At 54.8% G+C, this 16,633-nt stretch carries 15 protein-coding genes and 1 riboswitch; of the genes, 8 read left to right on the top strand and 7 right to left on the bottom strand.

Annotated features, from left to right (window positions below; genetic code table 11):
* Nucleotides 1-150 precede the first annotated feature (150 nt).
* Nucleotides 151-327, top strand: a riboswitch (cyclic di-AMP (ydaO/yuaA leader).
* Between the two features lie 138 nt (nucleotides 328-465).
* Both eam and D7024_RS10810 read left to right on the top strand, forming a co-directional pair.
* On the top strand, nucleotides 466-1,728 hold the full coding sequence (gene eam, locus D7024_RS10815) for a glutamate 2,3-aminomutase (protein ID WP_121452546.1): 1,263 nt from the start codon (nucleotides 466-468) through the stop codon (nucleotides 1,726-1,728).
* 186 nt (nucleotides 1,729-1,914) lie between these two features.
* Nucleotides 1,915-2,139: a cyclin family protein gene (locus tag D7024_RS10810; protein ID WP_121451816.1), complete on the top strand. Its 225-nt coding sequence runs from the start codon at nucleotides 1,915-1,917 to the stop codon at nucleotides 2,137-2,139.
* An 88-nt stretch (nucleotides 2,140-2,227) separates the two neighbouring features.
* Here D7024_RS10810 and D7024_RS10805 read toward each other — a convergent pair whose 3' ends face one another.
* A complete protein-coding gene (locus tag D7024_RS10805) occupies nucleotides 2,228-2,551 on the bottom strand; it encodes an alpha/beta-type small acid-soluble spore protein (RefSeq protein WP_121451815.1) in 324 nt (107 codons plus the stop codon).
* A gap of 237 nt (nucleotides 2,552-2,788) precedes the next feature.
* On the opposite strand from D7024_RS10805, the gene guaB reads away from it, so the two are divergent.
* Nucleotides 2,789-4,246 carry an IMP dehydrogenase gene (gene guaB, locus D7024_RS10800; RefSeq protein ID WP_121452545.1) on the top strand — a complete coding sequence of 486 codons (1,458 nt, stop codon included), beginning with the start codon at nucleotides 2,789-2,791 and terminating at the stop codon, nucleotides 4,244-4,246.
* Nucleotides 4,247-4,297: 51 nt separating this feature from the next.
* Here the strand turns inward: guaB and D7024_RS10795 are convergent, their stop codons facing one another.
* Nucleotides 4,298-4,948: a GNAT family N-acetyltransferase gene (locus D7024_RS10795; RefSeq protein WP_121451814.1), complete on the bottom strand. Its 651-nt coding sequence runs from the start codon at nucleotides 4,946-4,948 to the stop codon at nucleotides 4,298-4,300.
* Nucleotides 4,949-5,275: 327 nt separating this feature from the next.
* Here D7024_RS10795 and D7024_RS10790 point away from each other — a divergent pair, with 327 nt between their 5' ends.
* From D7024_RS10790 to D7024_RS10780, 3 genes are all read left to right on the top strand, one after another.
* Nucleotides 5,276-6,676 (top strand): phage-shock protein, encoded by a 1,401-nt coding sequence (locus tag D7024_RS10790; RefSeq protein WP_121451813.1) that lies wholly within the window; start codon nucleotides 5,276-5,278, stop codon nucleotides 6,674-6,676.
* 81 nt (nucleotides 6,677-6,757) lie between these two features.
* Complete coding sequence (locus D7024_RS10785) at nucleotides 6,758-7,444, top strand: response regulator transcription factor (protein WP_121451812.1); 687 nt, start codon at nucleotides 6,758-6,760, stop codon at nucleotides 7,442-7,444.
* A complete protein-coding gene (locus D7024_RS10780; RefSeq protein WP_121451811.1) occupies nucleotides 7,441-9,066 on the top strand; it encodes a sensor histidine kinase in 1,626 nt (541 codons plus the stop codon). Before D7024_RS10785 ends, D7024_RS10780 begins: the two co-directional genes overlap by 4 nt.
* A gap of 134 nt (nucleotides 9,067-9,200) precedes the next feature.
* Here D7024_RS10780 and D7024_RS10775 read toward each other — a convergent pair whose 3' ends face one another.
* Complete coding sequence (locus D7024_RS10775; RefSeq protein ID WP_121451810.1) at nucleotides 9,201-9,602, bottom strand: YckD family protein; 402 nt, start codon at nucleotides 9,600-9,602, stop codon at nucleotides 9,201-9,203.
* Nucleotides 9,603-9,809: 207 nt separating this feature from the next.
* On the opposite strand from D7024_RS10775, the gene D7024_RS10770 reads away from it, so the two are divergent.
* The gene (locus D7024_RS10770) at nucleotides 9,810-11,378 is read left to right on the top strand and encodes an ASKHA domain-containing protein (RefSeq protein WP_121451809.1); all 1,569 of its coding nucleotides are present in this window, start codon (nucleotides 9,810-9,812) and stop codon (nucleotides 11,376-11,378) included.
* A 207-nt stretch (nucleotides 11,379-11,585) separates the two neighbouring features.
* Entirely contained in the window at nucleotides 11,586-12,764 is a 1,179-nt protein-coding gene (locus D7024_RS10765; protein ID WP_121451808.1) for an aminotransferase class V-fold PLP-dependent enzyme, read from the top strand.
* A gap of 209 nt (nucleotides 12,765-12,973) precedes the next feature.
* Here D7024_RS10765 and icmB read toward each other — a convergent pair whose 3' ends face one another.
* The 4 genes from icmB to cobO form a co-directional block, all read right to left on the bottom strand.
* Entirely contained in the window at nucleotides 12,974-13,372 is a 399-nt protein-coding gene (gene icmB, locus D7024_RS10760) for a coenzyme B12-dependent isobutyryl CoA mutase small subunit (RefSeq protein ID WP_121451807.1), read from the bottom strand.
* Nucleotides 13,373-13,442: 70 nt separating this feature from the next.
* Nucleotides 13,443-15,104, bottom strand: coding sequence for an acyl-CoA mutase large subunit family protein (locus D7024_RS10755; RefSeq protein WP_121451806.1), 1,662 nt, complete (start codon nucleotides 15,102-15,104; stop codon nucleotides 13,443-13,445).
* Nucleotides 15,101-16,045: a methylmalonyl Co-A mutase-associated GTPase MeaB gene (meaB, locus tag D7024_RS10750; RefSeq protein ID WP_013822306.1), complete on the bottom strand. Its 945-nt coding sequence runs from the start codon at nucleotides 16,043-16,045 to the stop codon at nucleotides 15,101-15,103. Before meaB ends, D7024_RS10755 begins: the two co-directional genes overlap by 4 nt.
* A 10-nt stretch (nucleotides 16,046-16,055) precedes the next feature.
* Nucleotides 16,056-16,616: a cob(I)yrinic acid a,c-diamide adenosyltransferase gene (gene cobO, locus D7024_RS10745; protein ID WP_341467002.1), complete on the bottom strand. Its 561-nt coding sequence runs from the start codon at nucleotides 16,614-16,616 to the stop codon at nucleotides 16,056-16,058.
* Nucleotides 16,617-16,633: the final 17 nt, after the last annotated feature.

Genomic DNA, 16,633 nt, shown 5'->3' with positions numbered 1-16,633 from the left:
ATGCCTTGGAAAACGTCCATGTCTGGTATGGGCGTTAGCCTCCCAGAGGGCAAAAATGTTTACAACGCAAATAGCTCATTATACTCAAAAACTATTTACAATTTGTTCTAAAGATGATACAATTTAAGGAAGTTAACAATTAAATATTTTATGTCCTGAACGCTTAATTCTTTACCCAAAGAAGCGGAGGACCCATTTTCCTGGGGTGAATCCCCCTGGAAACGAGGCGCCCTTGATGCGTGGCGTTGTACCAGGTTTCCCGGGGGTAGGGTTATCCTTTCAACCCGAACCCGTCAGCTAACTTCGTAAGCGTGGAAGGGAGGACATGTGCTTGGGCTGGCACACAGCTTTTTTTCTCTGCCTGTGTGTCGTAGCTGGGTATTTGCTTGCTGTCTTCCACCCCAGGAAAAATTCCTGGGGGTTTTTTACGTGTTTGTCAAAACTTTGCATAAGGAGGGGTTAAAAATGGCAATTTTTCCAATGCCTCCGGCTGGATTTGATCCCGAAGAAAAACGTCGCATCTCCCTGGAACGGGCCCGGGAGCTAAAAGAGCGTATTCGCGATTACCTGCAGGTTAAAGATAAGATATTAACCGGTCTTGATCTGGCAGAACCGCTGGAAGCAGCCCGGGAAAAAATCCTGGCTATTTTCAATGCCGGGAAAGAGCAGTGGGCAGACTGGCACTGGCAAATGGCCCACCGCATTACCAATGTGGACCTGTTGAGCCAGATCGTGGACTTAACATCCGAGGAGCGGCAGAGTATTGCTCAGGTGGGAAAACGTTTCCGGTGGGCCATTTCTCCTTACTACGCCAGCCTGCTGGCTGTTGACAGTCCTGGTGGCCCCATCTGGCTGCAGTCAGTGCCCCAGGAGGCCGAGTTGAACGATAGTGGTGGCAGTGAAGATCCCATGGCCGAGGCTTTTACCAACCCGGCACCGGCCATTACTCGCCGCTACCCCGACCGCCTGATTATCAATGTGACCAATCAGTGTGCCATGTATTGCCGCCACTGCCAGCGGCGCCGCAATATCGGGGAAATAGACCGGCATCAGCCCAGGGAAGTCCTCAAGGCAGCCCTGGATTACATCCGGGCCAATCCGGAAATCCGGGACGTTCTGATTACCGGCGGCGATGCCCTGCTTTTAAGTGATCGTTGCCTGGATTGGTTATTGAGCGAACTGGACGCCATCCCTCACGTGGAAATAAAGCGCATCGGGACCAGAGCCATCGTGACCATGCCCCAGCGCATTACGCCTGCGCTGTGTGCCATCCTGGAAAAGCACCCGCCCATATACATCAACACCCAGTTCAATCACCCCCTGGAGATCACACCGGAAGTAAAGGAGGCCTGTGATCGCCTGGTTAAGGCGGGTGTGGTTCTGGGTAACCAGGCCGTATTGCTGAAAGGGGTCAACAATAATCCCCATGTGATGAAAAAACTGAACCAAACCCTTTTGCGCATCCGCGTCCGTCCCTATTACATCTTCCACGCCAAAGAGGTCAAAGGAACCAGGCACTTTATTACTTCCGTGGATGAGGGAATTGAGATTATGGAAAAACTGAGGGGTTACACCTCCGGGCTGGCCGTACCAACCTATATCATCAACGCCCCGGGTGGCCTGGGGAAAACCCCCGTGTTGCCCAGGTATATGGTGTTCCGGGACGACAAGCAGGTGGTCTTTCGCACCTGGGAAAAAAAGATCATTTCTTACCCCAACCACCACTAGGGGAAAAACGTGCCGGCACGGGTTTAATCGTGCCGGCTTATAGTTAGATTTAACAGTACTGCGGCGATTGGTTCGCTTAACCAGCGTAAAATTCCACAAAATTTTGGTGGCTTAAATTCAATAGTAATAATAAAACTTTGCCCATGGGACAATATAAAAGAAGATAAGCAGCCGGGAGTGATGGCTATGGAGGAATACATCCGTTCCCGCGTCCCATGGAGTACTGAACCAAGCCTTAAAACAAAGACCGAAGAAGTGGGCATAGATTTTGATGAATTCATCGAAGGGTTGAAAAATGGCAAGAGCGATGCGGAAATGGCCGCTGAATTTGGAGTGACCGAAAAACTTATTTACCATCTGCGTGACCGTTTCGAGCGATATGGTATTGGTTCCATTATGGGACAGGATTAGCGCCTGGTTTTCGATTGCTTGTTCTCTCGCAGGGTTCCATTATAGAAAAGGAATAGGGAGGTGGTCAGGCCACCTCCCCGGCCAACAACTACTTGAGCAGGCTCTGTTCGGCGAACATTATCATCTGCCGGACCATATTACCGCCGAGTTTGCCGCCGATGCGTCCACCCACGGCGCCGCAGGCCCGGGAGCTCAAGTTTCCCCAGTAACCGTTTTTAATGTGTGGAGTGAGCCCCAATTCGTGAGCAATTTCGTACTTCATCTGATCTAAAATGCGGTTCCAGTTCTGGGGAGTGGCCACGCGTTCACCAACATGCAACGGATACCCCAGTTCATTGGCTATCTCGTATTTCAGGGCATCCAGGCGGGAGTCAGCTGCCGGTACCAATAATTTGTTTTGACGATTTGGCATGCGGCAACACCTCCTCACCAGTATTGTTCCCGTCCGCATAGACAGTCATTCCGTTAGTTTAAGGGAGAATTGCAAACTGAGTCCTGTTGAAAAAGGTCCTGGGTCTATAGATTTAATCAGCCCAGGACCCTGGTATTTTATGTTAAAAAATTTAACTATACTTTCACGCACAGAAGGGGCGGGTTGTGCTATAATAGACGAATATAAAAAAGGCAACAAATTGAGGAGGGATTTATGCTGTACCCAGAAAAATTTGCCAAGTTCGGCCTTACCTTTGACGATGTTCTGCTCATTCCGGCAAAATCCGAGGTATTGCCTGGGGAGGTGGACACCACCACTTACCTCACCCGGGATATTAAGCTAAATATCCCCCTGATGAGTGCTGCCATGGATACGGTGACCGAATCCCGCATGGCCATTGCCATTGCCCGGGAAGGCGGGATCGGGGTAATTCACAAAAATATGTCCATTGAACGGCAGGCCCTGGAAGTGGACCGGGTTAAGCGGTCGGAACACGGGGTAATTTCCGATCCCATTTTCCTGTCCCCGGAAAGCCCCATCAGCGAAGCCTTATTGTTAATGGAACGTTATCGCATTTCAGGGGTGCCAGTAACCGTCAATGGTAAACTGGTAGGTATCCTGACCAACCGTGACCTCCGGTTTGAGCGGGATTTCAGTAAACCGGTAGGGGAGGTAATGACCAGGGATAACCTGGTTACGGCTCCGGTGGGGACAACCCTGGAGCAGGCCAAAGAAATTTTACGGCGGCACAAAGTGGAAAAATTGCCCATTGTCGATGAGGATTTTAACCTGCGGGGGCTAATAACCATCAAGGATATTGAAAAAGCGCGCCAGTATCCTTTATCGGCCAAGGACAAAAAGGGACGGCTTCTGGTGGCAGCGGCGGTGGGTGTCAGCGCCGATACGGAAGAACGTGCCGACGCCCTGGTTCGTGCCGGTGTGGACGCCATTGTGGTGGATACCGCCCACGGCCACAGCAAGGGAGTACTGGAAACCGTGGCCAGGATCAAACGCAAATATCCCGAGGTGGCCGTGATTGCCGGTAATGTGGCCACTGCAGAAGGAACGCGGGATTTGATCCGGGCCGGCGCCGATGCGGTTAAGGTAGGCATCGGGCCCGGTTCCATCTGTACCACGCGGGTAGTGGCCGGCGCGGGAGTACCTCAAATTACCGCCATTTATGAATGCGCCCAGGAGGCCATGGCGCACAATACGCCCATTATTGCCGATGGCGGGATTAAATATTCCGGGGATATTACCAAGGCCATCGCTGCCGGGGCGGATGTGGTGATGATTGGCAGCCTGTTTGCCGGAACGGAAGAAAGCCCGGGGGAAATTGAAATTTATCAGGGACGCAGCTATAAGGTCTACCGGGGAATGGGTTCCCTGGGGGCGATGAAGGAAGGCAGCAGCGACCGCTACTTTCAGGAGCACCAGCTCAAACTGGTTCCGGAAGGAGTGGAGGGGCGCGTTCCCTACCGGGGACCCCTGTCTGAAACTGTTTTTCAGCTTATCGGAGGTTTGCGGGCTGGCATGGGCTATTGTGGTTGCCGGAACATCCACGAACTCAAAACCAAAACCCGGTTCATGCGCATCACACCGGCCGGCTTGCGGGAAAGCCATCCCCACGATGTGGTTATCACCAAGGAAGCTCCCAACTACAGCCTTAAGTAAACGAAAAAACCTCTTCCACCAGCGGGAGAGGTTTTAACTCTTTTTTAACCTTTATTTACACTGCTCCCGGAAGAACACCCCTTGCCGCATAAAGAGCATTTCCTTAAATAGTTCGATGTCTTTCTGGGGTACCCGCTTTCCGTAGCGAACCATGAGCACGTTGGCTATGTGTTCCAGGATATCGGGATCATCGGTGAGTTCCTTTTGCATTCCCACCGAGCCGAAAAGTTTAGTCAGCATTTTCTGATACTGCCACACGTCAAGGCCCGTGTTCCGCAGATCCCAGTGCCAGCAAAACTCTATGGTGATAACAATATAATCCTCCATTACCGGGTTAGAAAAGGCCAGCTCCAGTAGCTTCCGTGCCAGTTTATATTCCCACCAGTCCGGGCTGACTTCAATAGCTCCCAGCTCCAACACCCGCGGGTGCTTGCTCCAGCGGCTGTGGCGGTCCGGCGGCAAGAAAGTAACATAACCAACCACCTTTGCCCCTACGCGCACAATGTAAACCATGCCTTCCGGTAGATCGGCAATTTCCTTCAGGGCCGCTTTTTGTTTTTCCGGCTGGCGAAAATTATTTAATTTTTCATCGAAGGCTAATGTGTCCAGGTAATCGCCGCTTACAGGCCCTTCTAGAAAAGCTACCCCGTGGGGAGTAATTACCTGGAACACATTTCCTATCTCCGCACAGGCGGTGCTCATGATGTTCACCTCCGATGTTTTTTGTCCGGAATGGCCATCCAACCATTCAGGATTGTATTTGACCATTCAGCCCTAAAAACCAGTGGATGGGGATTATCATGCTCGAAAACGTTCAGGGTTGTATTTGACCATTCAACCCCTTAAATCAACCGTTTGCTTGATCCAATTATAACCTGCCTGTCGCCTGGATGACAATAGAAATTTTTCTGTTGAATTATGCAGGAAAAAAGTGGTAAAAAGTGGCATTTCTTTGCAGGGGAAACAACAGGCGTCAGGGAATAGATCCATTATTTCTCAGAAGTTAGGAAGGAAGGTGGGGTTTTTACCATGGAAGGAAAACTCTATTCCCTGACCGACGTTTTAAAGAAAACACTGTTTTTCTTTGATTCTTTAACCGTAGCGGAATTAACCCCCTACGTGCACAAGCGGATGATGCGTGATTACACCCTCTCCCAGGTGGAAGAAAAGGTCGTGCTTTGTTTGCGTCAACATCCCTGTTTTTTTGTGGATAACCGCAACGCCTGGCACCTGGATCTGGAAGGAAACCGGGAAAATGATGCTTTTTATGCCCTGCTGCTCAAACGCCAGAAGCCCATGAGTTTAAAGGAGCTGAAAGGTGCTGCCTGGGGTAAAAACAAGAAAAACAGGCGCCTGGTGGCTGAGGAAGCCAGCCTTATTTCCGATGGGCGCTTTATTCAGCTGGACAACGGTTACTGGGGGCTGACCGAATGGGAGGTGGAGGCCGGCCAGTATGCCCTGAAACATCTGGTGATCAAGGCTTTAAAAACCCATCCCCAGGGTTTAAGCCTGCAGCAGATTTATGAAGTGGTCAATGCCTGGCGCCAAACCACGGTAACGGCTATCGAGGGGGTACTCAGGAAGTTTCCCTATTTCGAGATGGTGGGGGAAGGGGTATGGACTTACAACCCCGGCGTACAGTCGGCCTATGAGGCCCTGACGAAACGCTACCTGGCCGCTTTGAATCGTCAAAAGGCTCGCTGGCACCGGGACCGGGAGCGCTGGCGCAGAAAGATAAGCACGCTGGAGCAGCAATTGCAAGAGGTAAATGCCGCCTACCGGGAGGCGGCAGCGGCCCTTGCCCAGCGGGCAGAGGAAGTGGCCCATCATGAATACCTGGTGACCCAGATGGCGGAAAAGGATTTGCTTCTTTCCCTGCGCAAGAAGGAAATATTACGCTACCGGGAGCACATCAACAAGCTGGAGGCCAAGGCCAACAGTATCCTGCATCAATGCCGCCTTTGGGTAAAAAGGGCCCGGGACGGCGAACAGGAAATCGCCCAGTTGCGCCAGGTGCTGGCCAAGAACCAGGCCAGCCTGGAAACCATGTTTACCAAGCTGCAGCAATATAAAGAGCGGGACCGGGAAAACAAGAGCAAGTTAGCTGAGTTGAAAGAACAGCATGCCACCAGGGTGGCGGAGCTGCAGACGGAAATTGTAGAACTCAGACAAAAACTGGAACGGGTTCAAGAAATGGCCTTACAGGAGGAAAGGCAGCTGCGGGAAGAAATCAGCCTTTTAAGCAACGACTTGAAAGAGGCGCTGGAAAAGGGAGAAGAAGCACAACGTTCCCTGCGCTTTACCCAAAAGGAACTGCAGCGTTGCCAGGAGCAATACCGTCGCCTGCAGGGTAGCTTGAAAAATCCTCTGGTCAGACTGGCCATACGTTTTTGTTCCTGGTTTGGAGGACCGACAGGGCAGCCGATTTAAAGCCGGGGGCCGCACCGGAAGTGGTGGGCCCTAATTTTACGCCTAAATGTTTTTATGTTATATTGTTTCCGGGGGATCTAAGTGAAAAGAATTCTGGTAGCCGACGATGAGGTTAAGATCAGAGAATTGGTGCGTATGTATCTGGAAAAAGAAGGGTTCAAAGTGGTGGAGGCCGCCGATGGAGCCGCCGCTTTGGATTATCTTGCCCGGGAGCATTTTGATCTGGTGATTCTTGATCTTATGATGCCCAATACCGATGGCTGGACGGTATGCCGGGAGATTCGCAAGCGGGATAACCCGGTGCCCATCATTATGCTCACCGCCCGGGGGGATGAGATTGACCGGGTGCTGGGGCTGGAACTGGGGGCCGATGATTATGTGGTTAAGCCCTTTAGCCCCCGGGAACTGGTGGCCCGGGTGAAAGCGGTCCTGCGCCGTTTTGGAGGGGAGAAAAACGATCCGGAGGTTCTTGTTTATGACGGGTTGACCATCGACCCCTCTTCCCGGAAGGTAGAAGTCAACGGGCAGGTAGTTAACCTTACTCCCAAGGAGTACGATTTGCTTTATGTGATGGCCCTATCCCCGGGCCGTGTATTCACCCGGGAACAGTTGCTGGAAAAAGTATGGGGTTATGATTTCTTTGGTGAAATGCGGACGGTGGATACCCATATTACCAGGCTCCGGGAAAAGTTGTCCCGTGTTCCGGGAGCACCCCAATGCATTGTCACCGTATGGGGTGTGGGTTATAAATTTGAGGTGAACAAATGAAGCTGCGGGGAATTGTAGGCAAACTCTGGCTGGCCATGCTGGTTCTGGTGGTAGGGGTTTTGGGGTTATCTGCGCTGTTCCAGGCCGGCATCCTGGAAAAAATCTATTACGAACAGCAAACGGCCAGGTTGGTGGCGCAAGGGGAAAGGCTGGCGGAAATCCTGGTGGAACAGCAGGATCCCTATCTGGCGGCCCGGCAGGTGGACTTGCTCGCCCGGTTGATGAATGCCAGCGTGATGGTGGTTGACCCCCGGGGGCTGGTGGAGCACTGGCAGGCCATGGGCATGGGCCACATGATGCCCTACATGGGTGGAGCCCTCTGGCCCAGGGGTGGCCGGGGTCAGGGAGCGCCCTGGCGAGGTGGAGCAAACGATGAGCAATCCTTCCAGCCCCGGTTTGGCCAGGAGGCAAGGGATGGTGCGCCCTGCCCCACACCGCTTGTCAGCCGCGGTGAAGGGGGGAGTTTGGCCGCCATGATGCCCTTTGACCGGGAACAGATCCAGCGGGTGCTGGCCGGTGAAAGGGTTGTGCGCCGGGAATATAACCCCTTTTTTAATGCCGATGTGGTGTTAGCCGGCATCCCCCTGCAAAAGGAAAAGCAGGTCTTTGGAGCGCTGTTTATTCATGCTCCGGTGGCTCCCCTGGCCGCAAACCTTAAGGCCCTGCAGCAATCCAGTCTTTATGCCCTGGCCCTGGGGGCTTTAATGGCTACATTGCTCGGCCTCCTCCTCTCCCGCACCCTGGCCAGGCCTCTGGTGGAAATGGACCGGGTGGCCCGGGCCATGGTCCAGGGAGATTTTACCCGCCAGGTAACGGTGCGTTCCAGGGACGAAATTGGGGCCCTGGCCCAGTCGCTCAACACCCTTTCCCGGGAATTGCAGGAAAAAATATCCGCCTTGCAAAAGATCGACGCAGCACGCAAGGAATTTGTAGCTAACGTTTCCCACGAGCTGCGCACACCCCTGACCATTATGCAGGGTTATACCGAGGCCATCCTGGACGGCCTGGCCCGGGATGAGAGCCAGCGCCGGGAATACCTGCAAAACATACTGGAAGAAATTTTACGCCTGCGCCGCCTGGTGGATGACCTCCTGGACCTGCGCCGCATGGAATCAGGGCGGATCACCCTGCGCAAACAGCCGGTGGATATGAAAGCGCTCGTTAACCAGGTGGTGGAGCGGTTTGCCGGTGTGGCCGGGGAAAAGGGGACGATACTGGAGGTGCATTTGCCGGAAGTGTTGCCGCCGGTTTGCGGCGACGGCGACCGCCTGGCCCAGGTACTATATAACTTGATTGATAATGCCCTGAGAGTTACGCCTGCCGGCGGCCGGGTGGAAGTTGCGGCCCGGCAGGTGGCCGGCAGGGTGGAGGTTGCCGTGAAGGATACGGGACCGGGGATTCCGGCCCATGAAATACCCCTGATCTGGGAACGGTTTTACAAAGGTGACCCCTCCCGCCGGCGGGTCGGGGGCGGGAGCGGCCTGGGCCTGGCCATTGCCAAACAGATCATCGACCTGCATGGCGGGGAGATCAAAGTGGACAGCGAGCCGGGGCAAGGGGCTACCTTTACCATCTCCCTGGAAACTGCTACGATGGATAATGAAAAACTGCTGATTAAATAAAACGTTTCGCAAAACCCACAAAAATGCATAAGTGACGCGGTTGCCCCGCTCGCTGGCCGGGTAGTTTTTGAGAAACGATCGAAAAAGAGGGCTGGTACCTTTTGTGTACCAGCCCTCTTTAATTATTTCCAGGATTAACTGCCGGTGGAAGGCGCGGGGTTGGGGTTACTGTTCCAGTAACCGCCCATCATACCCCAGCCGGGACCCTTCCCCCAACCGCCCCTCCCGCCCATGGGGCCGAAACCGGGGCAGACGCCCGGGCCGTACCCGGCAAAGCGGTCGGGATTTTCGGCAAAGAATTTCTGCCTGGCGTCCAGGTTGGCCTTAATTTGCTGGCCCTGTTCCGGGGTGAGCCGGCCATATTCCACGTACTTGTCTATCATTTGCTTTCTCAGGTTGATTATTTGCTGATGCAGGGCGCTCAACTCCTTGGCCTGCTCCGGAGTGAGGGCGGCGGATACGGTGGCTGCCAGGGCCGGGACGGCCATGGCCAGGACAAGGACGGTGGCCAGGATGATCACCAGTTTCTTTTTCATGGGATTCACCTCCTTGAGCTGAATTTTTATCTGGGCTTATTATACCCTTCAATTATCACAAAGTAGTTGGGAAACTGTTACGATTTTGTTACAAAGAACAAATTAATGATCAACATCAAGAAAAGAAATCATTCTTCTCAAGACAGTTATGTTATAATTCTAGCATCAGAGTGGTTAAACGAGGTGTAAAACGTGGCGGACAAAGCGATGATTTTGACCGGCGGGGTGTTCAGGGAAGAGATTGTTTTGGATCCCCTGACCAGGAAGATTTACCTGGAGCTCACGGAACCAGGTTTGGAGGACAACCGGGCCGATGTGGACAGGCTGGCAGCGGCTTTAGAGAAATTAGTGGGGCCGGTAGTTGTGCCCCTGGCGGCAATGCGCCGCATTCCCACTGTTTTGCGGGATGCGGACTGGCGGGTAACGGTCACAGTGGGGGCGGGGGCTCCCGGGGTATGGAACCTGGTGGATGTGGAACCCGGAGATACCGTCAAACGCCATTACGGCCTGGCCGTAGATATCGGCACGACCACCGTGGTGGTTTACCTGGTGAACATGCACGACGGGCGAATTATGGGCACGGCAGCGGATTACAACGGGCAGGTTGGCCTGGGGGAGGACATCCTTACCCGCATATACCTGGCGGGCACGCCCGGGGGCCTGGAGCAATTGCAACGGGCCATTCTGGATACCTTGAATGGGCTGATCAGGCGTTTAACCGATGAACATGGGTTGACCGGCGGTAACATCAGCGCCGTTGCTGTAGGTGCCAATAGCACCATGGTTCACCTGCTTCTGGGGCTGGATCCCTCCCGCATTTGCATGGCCCCGTACATTCCGGTGGTAAACAACCCGGGCCTTATACCCGCCGGACAGCTGGGATTAGAAATTAACCCCCTGGCGCCCGTCTACTGCCTGCCCTCCGTGGGCAGTTACGTGGGCGGGGATGTGATTGCCGGCGTACTGGCCAGTGGTTTGCACCAGCAGCCGGAGCTCTCTTTGTTTGTAGACATTGGCACCAACGGGGAAATTATTCTGGGCAACCGGGACTGGCTGGTGGGCTGCGCCGGGGCCGCCGGGCCGGCCCTGGAGGGTGGTGTGGCGGAATGCGGCATGCGTGCCGAGCCGGGGGCCATAGACAGCGTGTCTATCGATCTCGAAAGTGGCAAGGTCCGCTACACAACCATCGGCGGTGCGCCCCCCATGGGCATTTGCGGCTCCGGGTTGGTGGACTGCCTGGCGGAACTTTTGCTGGCGGGTATCGTCGACCGGGCGGGGCGTTTCAAGGACGGGCGCAGGGAGTTCGTGGTAGTGCCCGCGTCGGAATCAGCTACCGGCAAGGACATTGTGGTTACCCAGGTGGACATCAACAATCTCATGCGCACCAAGGGGGCGGTTAATGCTGCCCTGGAATTGTTGCTGGAAAGTGTGGGCTGCGATCTTTCCGACATCAGCCGCTTCTATGCCGCCGGTGCCTTTGGCCAGTACCTGCACCTGGAGTCGGCCATCACCATCGGCCTTTACCCCGATTTGCCCCGGGATAAAATGGTACGCCTGGGCAACGCTTCGGGAGAAGGGGCGCGGCTGGTGCTGCTCTCCAACCGGAAGCGCGCGGAGGCTGAGGCCATTGCCCGTAACATCACTTACTTCGAGCTCAACGCCAACCAGGTCTTTATGAATAAATTCGTCGGGAGCAAATTTCTACCCCACACCAACCTGGACTATTACCCCACGGTAAAGGCAAAGTTAATTGAGCGGGGGCTGGTGGAAGGTTAGATGTGAAATCCGCCGGTTTTTCGTTAATGTTATTTTTGCTTTTCGAACACGACCGTAGCACTACTTGCGGGATGCGGGCTAAGGCGTAAGGATGGGTAGTTCCCTGCCCCCTATTTGCCCCAGGGTTATTGCATATACTGGTCAGTAAAACGGCTATATTAAAAAAGCAAGGCCATTTCACCAGGGGTGAAAAGGGGAGAAAATAAATTGATTTACTTCGACAACGCGGCTACCTCCTGGCCCAAGCCGCCGGAAGTGCTGGCAGCCATGGAGCATTGCCTGCGGGAAGTGGGGGCCAACCCGGGGCGGGCGGGGCACAAGCTGGCCCTGGCAGCCAACCGCCTGGTGGACGAAACGAGGAAGGAACTGGCCGCCCTGTTCAACATCCGGGATCCCGACCGCATCGTGTTTGGCTTGAATGCCACCGAAGCCTTGAACCTGGCCATCAAGGGGCTGCTAAAGCCCGGGCAGCATGTGGTTACCAGCTCCATGGAACACAATTCAGTTACCCGCCCCCTCCATGTCCTGCAGGGCCGGGGGGTGGAGGTAACCAAGGTGCCCTGCGACCATACCGGGGCCATCCGGGTGGAAGATGTGGCCGCCGCTATTCGGCCTGATACCGTAGCCATTATCATGACCCATGCCTCTAATGTGACCGGAACCATCATGCCCGTGGCTGCAATCGGCCGCCTGGCCCGGGAAAAGGGGTTGCGGTTCATTGTGGATGCCGCTCAGACGGCGGGGGTGCTGGATATTGACGTAGAAGCGATGCACATTGACCTGCTGGCTTTTCCCGGCCATAAGAGCCTGTTCGGCCCGCCGGGGACGGGGGGATTGTATGTGGCCGAGGGGTTGGAACTGACGCCGTTAAAAGAAGGGGGGACCGGCAGCCACTCGGATGTGCCGGGCCAGCCGGAGGTGCTGCCCGAGCGCTACGAGAGCGGCACCCTGAACACGGTGGGCCTGGCCGGCCTGGGGGCGGGGGTTAAATTTATCCGTCGGGAGGGCATGGAGAAAATCCGGCGGCACGAGCAGGATTTGACCAGGCAGTTCCTGGAAGGACTCAAGAAAATTGAGGGCATACGGGTATACGGGCCCCAGGATGCAGCACGTCGGGCTCCGGTGGTTTCCTTTGCCGTAAAAAATCGGCCAGCGGGGGATATTGGCACCATTCTGGATCAAAAGTATAACATTGCCTGCCGGGCCGGGCTGCACTGCGCCCCCGACGCTCACCGGACACTGGGTACATTTGAACAAAAACTGGTCCGTTTCAGCTTTTCGTATTTTAACCGGCCCGACGAGGTGGATTATGCCCTCAGGTGTCTTTTGGAGATTGTGGAAAAAGACATACCCGCCCCCGAAGGCAGCAGTGGCTGCGGGTGCTAGTGGACATCGAAAAGGGGGAACCGTAAAATGTATGGTTCCCCCAGAATACTTTATGGACATAATAAAGCTGTTCTGAAATAGCACTTGCCCACCGTTTGCACGCGCTCTCCGGTGAGCCTCGCAGGCCAAACTATCGCTCGACCTCCCCAGCACTCACCGGACCTCTGTTGGTGGCGTCAAAAAGGATTTGTGCAATGAAAAATGGGCGGTTATAACTTTACGTTGGTCTGGATCCACTCGGCGATGGCTTCCAGGGGAGTGCCGGGAGTAAACAACTCCTTAACCCAGCCGCCCTCCTTAAGGGCCCTTATATCGTCCTCGGGGATGGTACCTCCTCCAATGACAATGATGTCATCGGCACCGTTTTCCCTGAGCAGCTGTGTCACCCTGGGAATAAGGGTCATATGGGCCCCGGAAAGAATGCTTAAACCGACCACGTCCACGTCTTCCTGGATGGCTGCCTCCACGATTTGTTCCGGTGTCTGGTGCAAACCGGTATAAATTACCTCCATACCGGCATCCCGCAGCGCCCGGGCGATAACACGGGCACCGCGGTCGTGGCCGTCAAGGCCTGGTTTGGCAACCAGCACTCTGATCTTTCTGGCCATTTACTTTGCCCTCCTTCACCAGTCAAGTATTCAGTATGGGTTAAGAGGAAAATTGCCTTGTTGCCTCCTGCTAGAACGTTGGTTTCTCTTTATACTCCCCAAACACTTCCCGCATGACCTGGATTATTTCCCCCTCGGTGGCATAGGCCCGCACGCAGTCCAGGATGTAGGGGATGACGTTTTCCGTCCCCTCACAGGCCCGGCGCAGGGCCTCCAGGGTTTCCCTGACCCGGATGTTATCCCGCTCCCGGCGTAGCTTTTGCAACCGGGCCACCTGTTCCTGTTCAATTTTGGGATCGATTTTTAAGATTTCGATCTCCAGCTTTTCATCGGGATTGACAAATTCATTTACACCCACCAGGATCCGCTGCTTGCTGTCCAGGGCCCGCTGGTAACGGTAGGCGGCGTCGGCAATTTCCTGCTGGAAGAAGTTCTGCTCGATGCAGGCCAGGACACCGCCACGCTTTTCAATCTCTTCAAAATATTTTTCCACTTCTTCTTCCATCTTGTTGGTCAGGGCTTCCACGTAATAGGAACCGGCCAGGGGATCAATTACATTGGCCACCCCAGTCTCATAGGCCAGGATTTGCTGGGTGCGCAGGGCAATCTGTACCGCCTTTTCCGTGGGCAGGGCCAGCACTTCGTCCATGGAATTGGTATGCAGGGACTGGGTGCCTCCCAGCACGGCAGCCAGGGCCTCGTAGGCGGTGCGTACAATGTTGTTTTCCGGCTGCTGGGCGGTCAGGCTGCAACCGGCCGTCTGGGTATGGAAACGCAACAACCAGGAGCGGGGGTCTTTGGCGCCGTATTTTTCCTTCATCCGCCGTGCCCAGATGCGTCGGGCGGCCCGGTACTTGGCGATTTCCTCAAAGAAATCGATATGGGCATTAAAGAAGAAGGACAAGCGGGGGGCAAAGTCATCCACATTCAGCCCCGCCTTGATGCCGGCTTCCACGTAGGCAAAACCGTTGGCCAGGGTAAAGGCCAGTTCCTGCACCGCTGTGGAGCCGGCTTCCCGGATGTGATAGCCGCTGATGCTGATGGTATTCCATTTGGGGACGTGACGGCTGGCGTAGGCAAATATGTCGGTGATCAGGCGCATGGAGGGTTCCGGCGGGAAAATCCAGGACTTCTGGGCGATGTATTCTTTCAAAATATCATTCTGGATGGTGCCGGTAAGCTTTTCCGGTCGCACGCCCTGTTTTTCCCCGGTGGCAATATACATGCACCAGATGACGGCAGCCGGGGCATTGATAGTCATGGAGGTGCTCACCTTATCCAGGGGGATGCCGTCAAAAAGGGTTTCCATATCCTGCAGGGAGTCAATGGCCACACCCACCCGGCCCACTTCACCCAGGGACCGGGGATGGTCGCTGTCGTAACCCATGATGGTGGGCATGTCAAAGGCTACACTTAACCCTGTCTGCCCCTTTTCCAGCAAATACTTATAGCGTTTGTTGGATTCTTTGGCCGTGGCAAAGCCGGCAAACTGGCGCATGGTCCACAGCCGGCCCCGGTACATATTCCTGTAAACCCCCCTGGTAAAAGGGTATTCACCGGGGAACCCCAGATCCCGCGCATAGTCAAGATCCTCGATGTCCAGAGGAGTGTAGAGGTCTTTAACCTCCATACCGGAAACGGTTTCAAACCGGAAGTCCCGGTCCTTCATCTGACAGCGGTTTTCCCGCCATTTTTCCAGGCCCTCCTTGATCCCTTTCGGTTGATCGTTCATTGCGTTAATCCTCCTTTCCAGGATTGTCTAATTATATCCATGGCTGCCGAATATGGATCCAGCTGGCGCGCGGCCACTTTTTCCACCAGGTGTTCGTAATGCCTGTCCAGATCCCGGGAAATCAGGTGCGCAAGCTGGCGCTGAATTATTTCCGCCAGCTCCCGGCGCACCCTTTCCCTGTTTGTTTCGCCCTTGTTACCCTTACGCCAGGCCCTGTGTTTTTTAATGGTAGCCCACAGTTCCGGGATGCCCCGGTGGTCTATGGCAATGGTGGTCACCACCGGAGGACGCCACCCGTTCACCAGCGGACTTAAGTCCAGCATAGCTTCAATATCGGTGACCATTTTACGGGTCCCCTCAAGGTCGGCTTTGTTGATCACGAAAATATCGGCAATTTCCATGATCCCGGCCTTGATGGTCTGGATGTGATCTCCCGCCTGGGGGGTGAGGACGACCAGGGTAGTATCCGCGTGGTGCATTATGTCCAGTTCCGACTGGCCAACCCCCACCGTTTCCACCAGGATAACGTCGCATCCAAAGGCGTCCAGCACCCTGATCGCATCCCGCGTGGCCTCGGCCAGCCCTCCCAGGCTGCCCCGGGTGCCCATGCTGCGGATAAACACTCCCCGGTCAGTGGCATGTTCCTGCATCCTGATGCGGTCTCCGAGAAGGGCTCCACCTGAGAAGGGGCTGGTGGGATCCACCGCAATCACACCCACCTTCAGGTCCTCACCGCGGATTTCCCTGGTTAGTTCGTCGACCAGGGAACTCTTGCCTGCCCCCGGGGACCCGGTGATACCCACCACATGGGCGCGGCCGGTATGGGGATATATTTGCTTTAAAACATCCCTTTTTTCCGGTGCATCATTTTCAATCAAGGTGATTAGCTTGGCCGCGCTGCGCCGGTCGCCCTGCAGCATTTTTTCTACCAGGTTGTTCATGGGATCCCCCCTAGTATTCAATGCCTTTCCGGGCCTCAACGCCGTCATAATAGGGATGGTTGATCAGGTTCATTTCGGTTACCACGTCAGCCGCCTTAATGATTTTGGGATGGGCATACCGGCCGGTGAGGATCAACTCCACGTGGTTCGGCTTATTTCGAATCAGGTCTAAAACCGCATCCAGAGGGATCAGGTCAAAATCAACAGCCACATTGATCTCATCCAGGATAACCAGGTCATAATTACCTTCCATGATCACCTTGCGGGCCATATCCAGACCCTGCCGGGCCAGGGCGATATCTTCCGGGGAAGGATTTTCCTTATCTACAAAAGTTTCCAGGCCCGATTGCACTATGGTCAGCTCGGGTAAGTACTTTTCAGCCGCCTTAATCTCGCCGTATTCCTTGCTCCCCTTCATGAATTGAAGCATGAACACCCGGTAGCCGTGACCGATGGCCCGGAGGGCCAGCCCCAGGGCGGCGGTGGTCTTGCCCTTGCCGTTGCCGGTGTACACGTGCACGAATCCTTTCTCCAGTCGCCGGTGGTTCATGGCATGTCTCCTTTCTAAAATAAATTTTTCGCTGGTGG

Origin of the sequence: Desulfofundulus salinus (genome assembly GCF_003627965.1) — a bacterium.
GTDB classification, from domain to species: domain Bacteria; phylum Bacillota; class Desulfotomaculia; order Desulfotomaculales; family Desulfovirgulaceae; genus Desulfofundulus; species Desulfofundulus salinus.
Note: the sequence above shows the minus strand (reverse complement) of the source record. Positions and strands in the feature narration are given on the sequence as shown.